Source organism: Streptococcus sp. 2021WUSS109 (assembly GCF_044427305.1).
GTDB lineage: Bacteria > Bacillota > Bacilli > Lactobacillales > Streptococcaceae > Streptococcus > Streptococcus suis.
The window spans coordinates 20,492-28,715 of sequence record NZ_JAOTGF010000026.1; the positions used below are offsets into that span (position 1 = coordinate 20,492).

10 protein-coding genes are annotated in these 8,224 nt (G+C 42.6%); 2 read left to right on the top strand and 8 right to left on the bottom strand.

The features are described 5' to 3' along the window. The first annotated feature begins 98 nt into the window (after positions 1–98). Complete coding sequence (locus tag ODU37_RS09410) at positions 99–926, top strand: MurR/RpiR family transcriptional regulator (RefSeq protein WP_105158862.1); 828 nt, start codon at positions 99–101, stop codon at positions 924–926. A 139-nt stretch (positions 927–1,065) separates the two neighbouring features. On the opposite strand, the gene rpsO is transcribed toward ODU37_RS09410, so the two are convergent. From rpsO to ODU37_RS09450, 8 genes are all read right to left on the bottom strand, one after another. Continuing rightward, a complete protein-coding gene (gene rpsO / locus ODU37_RS09415; RefSeq protein WP_002938849.1) occupies positions 1,066–1,335 on the bottom strand; it encodes a 30S ribosomal protein S15 in 270 nt (89 codons plus the stop codon). 198 nt (positions 1,336–1,533) lie between these two features. After that, positions 1,534–2,811 (bottom strand): uracil-xanthine permease family protein, encoded by a 1,278-nt coding sequence (locus ODU37_RS09420; protein WP_249562528.1) that lies wholly within the window; start codon positions 2,809–2,811, stop codon positions 1,534–1,536. 218 nt (positions 2,812–3,029) lie between these two features. Further along, the gene (locus tag ODU37_RS09425) at positions 3,030–3,503 is read right to left on the bottom strand and encodes a DUF6773 family protein (RefSeq protein WP_105158860.1); all 474 of its coding nucleotides are present in this window, start codon (positions 3,501–3,503) and stop codon (positions 3,030–3,032) included. Then, a complete protein-coding gene (locus ODU37_RS09430; protein ID WP_105113856.1) occupies positions 3,484–3,702 on the bottom strand; it encodes a helix-turn-helix transcriptional regulator in 219 nt (72 codons plus the stop codon). The genes ODU37_RS09425 and ODU37_RS09430 overlap by 20 nt, the downstream gene beginning before the upstream one ends. Positions 3,703–3,845: 143 nt before the next feature. Next, positions 3,846–4,355, bottom strand: coding sequence for a hypothetical protein (locus ODU37_RS09435; RefSeq protein ID WP_002942154.1), 510 nt, complete (start codon positions 4,353–4,355; stop codon positions 3,846–3,848). Positions 4,356–4,755: 400 nt separating this feature from the next. Continuing rightward, a complete protein-coding gene (locus ODU37_RS09440; RefSeq protein WP_105158859.1) occupies positions 4,756–5,484 on the bottom strand; it encodes a pseudouridine synthase in 729 nt (242 codons plus the stop codon). Then, entirely contained in the window at positions 5,475–6,101 is a 627-nt protein-coding gene (locus ODU37_RS09445; RefSeq protein WP_238143156.1) for a GNAT family N-acetyltransferase, read from the bottom strand. The genes ODU37_RS09440 and ODU37_RS09445 overlap by 10 nt, the downstream gene beginning before the upstream one ends. 36 nt (positions 6,102–6,137) lie before the next feature. Beyond that, positions 6,138–7,301, bottom strand: coding sequence for an MFS transporter (locus tag ODU37_RS09450; RefSeq protein ID WP_249562527.1), 1,164 nt, complete (start codon positions 7,299–7,301; stop codon positions 6,138–6,140). A 129-nt stretch (positions 7,302–7,430) separates the two neighbouring features. Between ODU37_RS09450 and def the strand changes: the two genes are divergently transcribed. Further along, positions 7,431–8,045, top strand: coding sequence for a peptide deformylase (def, locus tag ODU37_RS09455; RefSeq protein ID WP_024400210.1), 615 nt, complete (start codon positions 7,431–7,433; stop codon positions 8,043–8,045). Positions 8,046–8,224 lie beyond the last annotated feature (179 nt).

An 8,224-nucleotide genomic window follows, 5' to 3' on the forward strand; every position in this document is an offset into this window, starting at 1 on the left:
TTTGCTATAATCGTATTATACAACTTATGTATTATTGTTTCAATATTTTTTAGAAATAAAAGAAACTTTGTAACAGACTATATTAGAAGGGAATCATTATGAATAGAAACATTTTAAATCACTCGATAGAGAATTTAACCCCTACCGAAAACAAATTATTGGATTATATTGAAGAGAACATCCATCGTATTGAAACGATGAATATCTATCAATTAGCCGATAATGCCGGAGTATCAACAGCTACAATCAGTCGAATCAGTAAAAAAATGGGCTATTCTAACTTTAATAAGTTAAAGATAGAAATAGCCAAATCGAAATATGATGATTTACTTAATGCTCACTTCACGCCATCAGATTCGATTGACGATATTTCTACTAAATTAATTCATTCAATAACAATTTCAAATCAACAAACCGTCAGTTTTCTAAACTTGGAAGAATTAGAAGCCGCCGTAAAAATGTTACAAAGCGCTTCTCGAATTTATTTATTTGGAGTTGGGGCATCAGGTATTGTTTGCAGTGACTTTTACTACAAGCTGAGTAGAATAGGTAAAGCATGTATTTTTGCACAAGATACACATATTCAGATGGCTAATATTGCAACCGCTGGCAACGGTGACTTAGCAATCGGAATTAGTTATAGCGGAATGACAAAAGAAGTCGTTGAGCCACTTCGTTTCGCAAAAGAAAATGGAGTTTCAACGATAACTATCACTGGAACTGGTAAGAATCAATTAGCAGATTTAGCCGATATTACATTTAGAATCCCACGACATGAGCATGAACTTCGAGTCGGGGCTATTACATCACGAAGCAACTCACTTTTCCTAACCGACTTGCTTTACCTAGCACTTATCCAGGATCATAAACAAGAAGTCACAGCTATCTTAGAGCAAACAAAACATCTTACACAAGCAATCAGGTAGACCATCTGACGCCCCCCTACAAAAGTAAATCCCCTAGGCTCTACCGAATGGAGCAAGCAATACATACTATAGTGAAAAAACAAAAAAACACAGCTCAGTATACAAGATACTGGTGCTGTGCTTTTTCTATACCTGCTAATTAACGACGGAGTCCGAGTGAGTGAATCAATTCACGGTAACGGTTTACGTCTGTGCGGCGTAGGTATGCCAACAAGTTACGACGGCGACCGATTTTCTTCATCAAACCACGGTAAGTTGCGTGGTCTTTTTTGTGTTGCTTGATGTGGTCGTTGAGGTGGTTGATTTCCCAAGTAAGTACTGCTACTTGAACTTCAACTGAACCTGTGTCGCCTTCATGACGAGCATATTGTGCCATGATTTCATTTTTTTTCTCTTTTGAGATTGCCATGATATGTTCTCCTTTGTTTTTGAGCCTAATCCGAGTGACAGGTTGGCGACCTGTAACCAAGAAAAAGCTAGATTTGTCCTTTTGGACCTCATTTATTCTATCAAGGATTGTCTTTTTTGTCAACTGATTTGAAAATAGCTGAGCTGCTCTGCTATTTTCAAAAAAAAGCCAGCCGAAGCTGACTTTCACTTTATCATCTTATTCTGCCTTTTCTGCCTTAGGCAAGATGAGGTTGAGGACGATACCGACAATGGCTGAGAGAGCTGTTCCTGAGAGGGTGATGGCACCGATGTTAAGCACTGCACCACCGAGACCCAAGACCAACATAGAACTTGCGATAATCAGGTTGCGGACTTGACCGAAATCAACACGGCTCTCAATCAAAACTTTCAAACCGTTTGAGGCGATAACACCGTAAAGCAAGATAGACATGCCTCCAAGTACGGCACTTGGAATGGTAGAGATAAGGGCTGTAAATTTACCCAAGAATGAGAAGGCAATGGCAATCAAGGCTGCATTACGGATAACGGATACTGATGCGATGCGGGTCATACCAATAACCCCTGTATTTTCACCGTAAGTCGTGTTAGCAGGTCCGCCGATAAAGGCAGATACGGCAGTCGCCACACCGTCACCAATCAAGGTACGGCTGAGGCCTGGATCTTTCAAGAACTGGCGGCCGCAGATTTGGCTGAGAACGGTGTGGTCACCGATATGCTCAGCTACTGTTACAACAGCAATTGGTAAGATAGCAATCATTTCTGGACCGAAGTAAAAATTGTACGACTTGAAGGCACCTGTTTCAAATGGTAGGTAGAAACCTGGTAATTCAAACCAAGCTGCTTCCAGAACAGGTGTGAAGTCAACTAGTCCGAGGAAGATAGCAATCACATAACCACCGATGATGGCAATCAAGAAAGGGACAATCTTGGCGAAGCCTTTCCCTTTGGTATTGACAAAAGCCGCAATCAGGAAGGTAGCAATAGCCGCAACGACATTTCTCCAGTCACCGTCTGCAACGAAGCCTGCCGAGGTTACCGCAGAGTTGGCAAGACCCAGACCAATGACAATAATCATCGGACCGATGACAATCGGTGGCAAGAGGGTATCAATCCACTTAGTACCGATAACTTTGACAAGTGCAGCGATCAACACGTAAATCAAGCCGACGAAGAGAATACCAGTCTGAGCTGCCGACACATCACCACCCATTTCCTTGATAGCAAGGGCCATAGCTGAGATATAGGCAAAGGAAGAACCCAAGTAAACTGGAACTTTAAACTGGGTTGCCACTTGGTAAATCAAGGTTCCGACACCTGATGCAAAGAGAGCCACGGAAACTGGCATACCGAGAATCAGTGGCACCAAGATTGTCGCTCCGAACATAGCGAACACGTGCTGGAAACTCAACAAAATCCCTTGAAGCGGTGCTGGTTTCTCATGGACATCAAACAAAAGATTGGCTTTTGTACTCATAAATCTCCCATTCTGGGTACACAAAAAGACCCAGACTTTCTAAATATACATAGTCATAGGCCCTTAATAATTTTTCCTGTTGTCTTTCTCACCTCACGGGATGAGTTTAAAAACCTACGCTTTTGGTATTGTAACATAAGCCCTTACTTTTGGCAAGGAATTTTGTAAATTTTTATTTTTTAGGAAAATGGCAGAGCAGGGAGCTGAACTGCTCATTATTACTCCATTTCTTCTTCCAACTCTTTTTCCACCTGCTTCTGACGGTAGCTATTTACCCAAGATACTATGTTCAGCAATAGCAGAACAAGACAGGTCATAGAAATAAAGAATATAAAAACGACTACCCAAAAATGTCCATCCCAAATACCAGTATAATGATGACCGTAGGTCTGGTAATTGGTCCAAGCCACCAAGAGGGTGGTTCCCAAAATCACGCCTCCTAGATAAAGGTAACCTTTCCAAGCCGGCCCTTGCTCCATATCAAGCCCCTTCCTCCAATAACCGTAAAAGAGATAGACCGAAACTACCAACATGGCAAACAGTTCAAAAACATAGGTATCAAACGGCCATTTTAATACCAGACTTTTGATGAGAAATGAGAGAGGCAAAAGAATATTCATTGTCCTGCCCACCCAGGCAAAGACTTGGTTTTCTTCTTGTTGAACACGTTCATCAGTCACAATTTTTTTCATCAGTTGGTTCCTCCCAAAATAATTGATCTAAACTTTTCCCTAAACAGTGGCAAATCGATAGACAAAGACTTAGACTAGGATTGTATTTCCCTGCCTCAATCAGACCGATGGTCTGACGGGTCACTCCAATAGCCTCTGCCAGATCCCCTTGGGTCATATCTTTTTCCACACGCGCCAACTTTAACCGAAGATTTTTCATGCCATAGCCATCCTCCTGTACATTTTTATAACCTTATTATACACTATATTTTTCATTTTGCAATATATATCTTACATTTTGTTTGTTTTTTTACAAAAAAGAAGGCAAAACTGCCTCCTTAAAATATCTATGCACCTCTCCGCTTATTCCACACTCTTAATCCGTTTCTTAATCTTCTGGCTAAACTCAATCATTCTCCGCTTTTCCTCCGGCCAGATTTTGGTCACGCGGTCAACAGCAATTATGAAGATGATTACCGCAGCATAGTCCTTGGCTTTTTCAATCAGACCAACACTTTCAGCAACTACTAAAAGTAGATAGAATGTGAATAAAATAGTTCGTTTGGGCAGAGCCATCAAAAACTCAATCCCTGCCTTATAGCCCAGATAAATCTGCCGATTAAGTCCTTTGGCCTTTTCCAAACGACGATTGAGAAAGGCACGAATCCGCTTGTAAAACCAATCCGAAGTCAGAAAAAGTGATTGGGCACCAATTACAATCAAAGAAACATTATTGGCATGTTCTTCCTTAAGCCCGAGCGCTCTAGTCACAACATAGGTCCAATCACCATTATCAATACAGATAAAAATAGTAAAGTAAACAACCGCTCCCGCTACTATAACAAGGGGAAGGGCACGGATATATTTCAACATATAATAACCTCTCTTGGACAAATCTTAGAACCTATATTCATAAACAAAGTGTTCTTATGCAAGAAATCGTTTTTGCTCATCAAGGCATTTTTTGAAGGAATACTTGACTCTATCATCATTTAGTTTCACTTTATTACTTCGACGAGTAAAAAGCTCCTGTGGCTGTTTTCGCCTACCACCTAATTGGTCAGGAATTTCCTTTCCTTATCTCCACCTTCAAACACTCCAATGGAAGCTATGAATTGTGAACACAGGTTCTTATATATATTGTAATATGTTATACCAAATACGGTCAAGCAGGGGCTAGAATTTCAGATACGACAACTGTACATCCTTAGCATTTTTTACTTACCCCAAAAAGAAGAAGACCTCCAATCGGGAGCAAGTCTCTTCTATATATCTATAATTCCACACCAAAGACTTCTAATTGCTTTAATTCGGCAGCAGTCAACCTGCGGTATTCCCCAAGCGCTAATTTTGGATCTAAGCGAAGAGGCCCCATGGTCAATCGTTGCAAGTCTGTCACCATCTTTCCACAGGCCTGCACCATGCGTTTGACCTGGTGAAATTTCCCTTCTCGGATGGTGATGTCAACGAGTGAAGTCTGCTTAGCTTCATCTGTAGAGAGGATGGTCAACTGGGCTGGCTGACTGGTAAAGTCTTTCAGCTCAATTCCTGCCGCAAATCGTTCGACATCCTCTTGGGTCATGTTCCCGTCAACCTGTGCACGGTAGAGTTTATCAACATGTTTTTTCGGAGAAAGCATAGCATGAGCCAGCTGACCGTTGTTGGTCAAGAGGAGCAAGCCATGGGTATCGATGTCCAAGCGTCCGACTGGAAAAACTTCCTTCTGGCGAGCTGTATCATCTAGCAAATCCAAAACAGTCCGATGGTGGTCATCCTCCGTGGCTGAAATCACACCCTTGGGCTTGTTCAATAGATAGTAAACAAAGGTTTCATGGCTCAAGACCTGACCTGCTACTGCAATCTGGTCTGACTTTTCATCAATCTGCTGTTTTGGGGAGGTTTCTACTTGGCCGTTGACTGTGACTTGCTTGTTTTTCAGGAGTTTCTTGACTTCTGTCCGACTGCCAACACCGCAATCCACTAAAAATTTATCTAATCGCATACGACTTTCTTTTCCATTTTGATATATTCTGCTTGCTTTTCTATTTCTGTAAAACCAAGAGCATGAAAGAGTTTTTGGGCAACTTGATGAGAGCTAGCAACTGTCAGTTTGATACTAGCTGGCTGAACATGCTCTACTAAATAGTCTTCAATAGCCTGATAGAAAGCTCTGCCATTTCCCTGACCTGTCAAAGAAGGTTTCATACCCAAACGAATGTCAACGGTCTCGCCATCTTGGTCAATACAGAAATAGCCCATGAGGGCGGCATTGCGGATGACTGCAAAAAAGCGGTCTCCACGCGCCTCTGGTGAAATCATCTCAGCATAAGTCTCGGGGTTTGCACTAATCGTATAGGCATCCAAAGGTGGTTGATAGCGCCATTGGTTAGCAATTTCCAATGCCAGATCCTGGGGCAGGGGCATGATGTAAAAATAATCCATTCTTCGGAAATTTTTTGCTAAATTTTTAATCCGACGGTTTTGGGTAGCGTAACTATCTGTCTGATAAACATAATCCGCATAGCCCAACTGATAGGAGGGAATCATATCCTTAAAAATCAACTGAACATCCTCTGGAAAACGTAGTATTAATTCATTTAAGCGGTTATTTTCTAACATAAGAATATTATACCAAAAAGGAGCGGAAATCCGCTCCTACTTCTTCAGTTGTTTATAAATCAAGCCTGCGCTTATCAAGGCACAACCGATGGCGTAAATACCAAAGGCACCTGTTGGGGTTGGGTTGAGTTTTTCCAGATAAGTCGGCAAGATAGCAGATGTCGCACCGCCGATATTGCAGCCCATAAGGACGATTGTCATGACTGCATTGAGCAAGGCCTTGGGTGCACGGTCTGTTACCTGACTAAAGACAATGGTTAGAATGATACTGTAGAAAAATCCTGACACCATGCCACCGAGTCCCAGCACCCAGAGATTATCCGCAAAGGCAATGCCGACAACCGCGAGTCCAAAGACCACGTAGGAAACAGCTAAAAGCCAACCCTTCAAACGACCAACCAGGCTACTAAAGACCGTCCCTGCCACAATCCCCATGACCTGCATAAGACTGAGAATGAGACTGGCTTGCTGAGCAGTACCGATGCCCTTGGCTAAAACAATCTGAGGAATACGAATGGTCAGGAAGGTATTGACGTTGATAACAAAGAAGGCTAAGAATGCCAGATAAATTCCCATCATCCACATGGTCTTGTCCAGTTTGACCTTGGGCGCGTTCTCCTCAACCCTTACCTCCATGCGAGCCAGCAATTCCTCCTTGGGAACAAAGAGAAGGAAGAGAGCCAAGATGACCAAGGCAAAAAGATAGACCATGAAGGCAGGTTGCCAACCAAACTGGGTCAACCAACCGACAAGAAGGGTAAGCCCTGCACTTCCCAAAACCTCTGCTGAACCACGCAAGCCCATCATCTGCACCCGTTCCTGACCGGTGAAAAAATTACCGATGATATTAATAGCACGCGCATTGATTAAGCCAATCCCCAAACCAAGCAAGATGCGAGCCAATAAAATCAGAGGATAAGCAGTTAGAAACATGGGCAAAGCTCCGCCGATGCCCATAAGCAAAAGCCCTGCAATGATAATGTTTCGTTCAGACAAAAAACGGACAACTAGACCGTTTGCCAATAGAATAACCATAATAGCAAAAGAGGTCACCGTAATTAAGTTTTCCACCTGGGCCGCTGCAATTCCCTGCTGGGCAAAATGCTCAATCATCTGTGGAATAGCTGGTGAGACAGCAAATGTCGAAACCAACATGGTGGATAGGGCCAGCAAACTGGCTTTTTCTAAAATTCTTTTCATTTTTCTCCCTTTCAACGTTCGTCTTTTACTAGTATAACAGATTTGAAAGCGAATGGATAGAAAAGTCCGACTTTTATTCTCTCCCATTTCATGCTATACTTATCTTAACTATATTCAAAGGAGAGAATCATGTCTGTTATTGAACGATTGACAAAAGCTGCCCATTTGATTGACATGGATGACATCATCCGTGAAGGGCATCCAACCCTACGCCAGGTCGCTAAAGAAGTTGCATTTCCTCTATCTGATCAGGAAATTATTTTAGGCGAAAAAATGATGCAGTTCCTCAAACATTCGCAGGATCCTGTCATGGCTGAAAAAATGAAACTCCGTGGCGGAGTTGGTCTAGCTGCACCTCAGATTGACGTTTCCAAACGCATCATTGCTGTCTTAGTCCCAAATCCAGAAGATGAGGAAGGCAATCCACCTGCCCAAGCCTACTCCCTCCAAGAGGTCATGTACAACCCTAAAATCGTGGCACATTCTGTCCAAGAAGCTGCTATGGAAGGGGGCGAGGGCTGCTTATCCGTTGACCGCGAAGTCCAAGGCTACGTAGTCCGCCATGCGCGCGTGACTGTTGATTACATGGACAAAAACGGAGAAAAGCACCGCATTAAGCTCAAGGGATTTAATGCCATCGTGGTCCAACACGAAATCGACCACCTCAACGGTGTCATGTTCTACGACCGCATTGACCCAGAACACCCATTTGCCGTTAAAGAAGGCATGTTGGTGATTGAATAAACATAAGAAACTGACTGAAATTATTTTCGGTCAGTTTTTTTGTCCCCAGAAAGAGACTGGGCAAAAACTAGCCAGTAAATAAAAAACACAGATAGATTCAAGCTGATTCTGATGAAATTCAGCCGAACTGTCTGTGTTTTTCTTTCTGCTTCTACTATCTTGGACTAATTTCTTAGCCA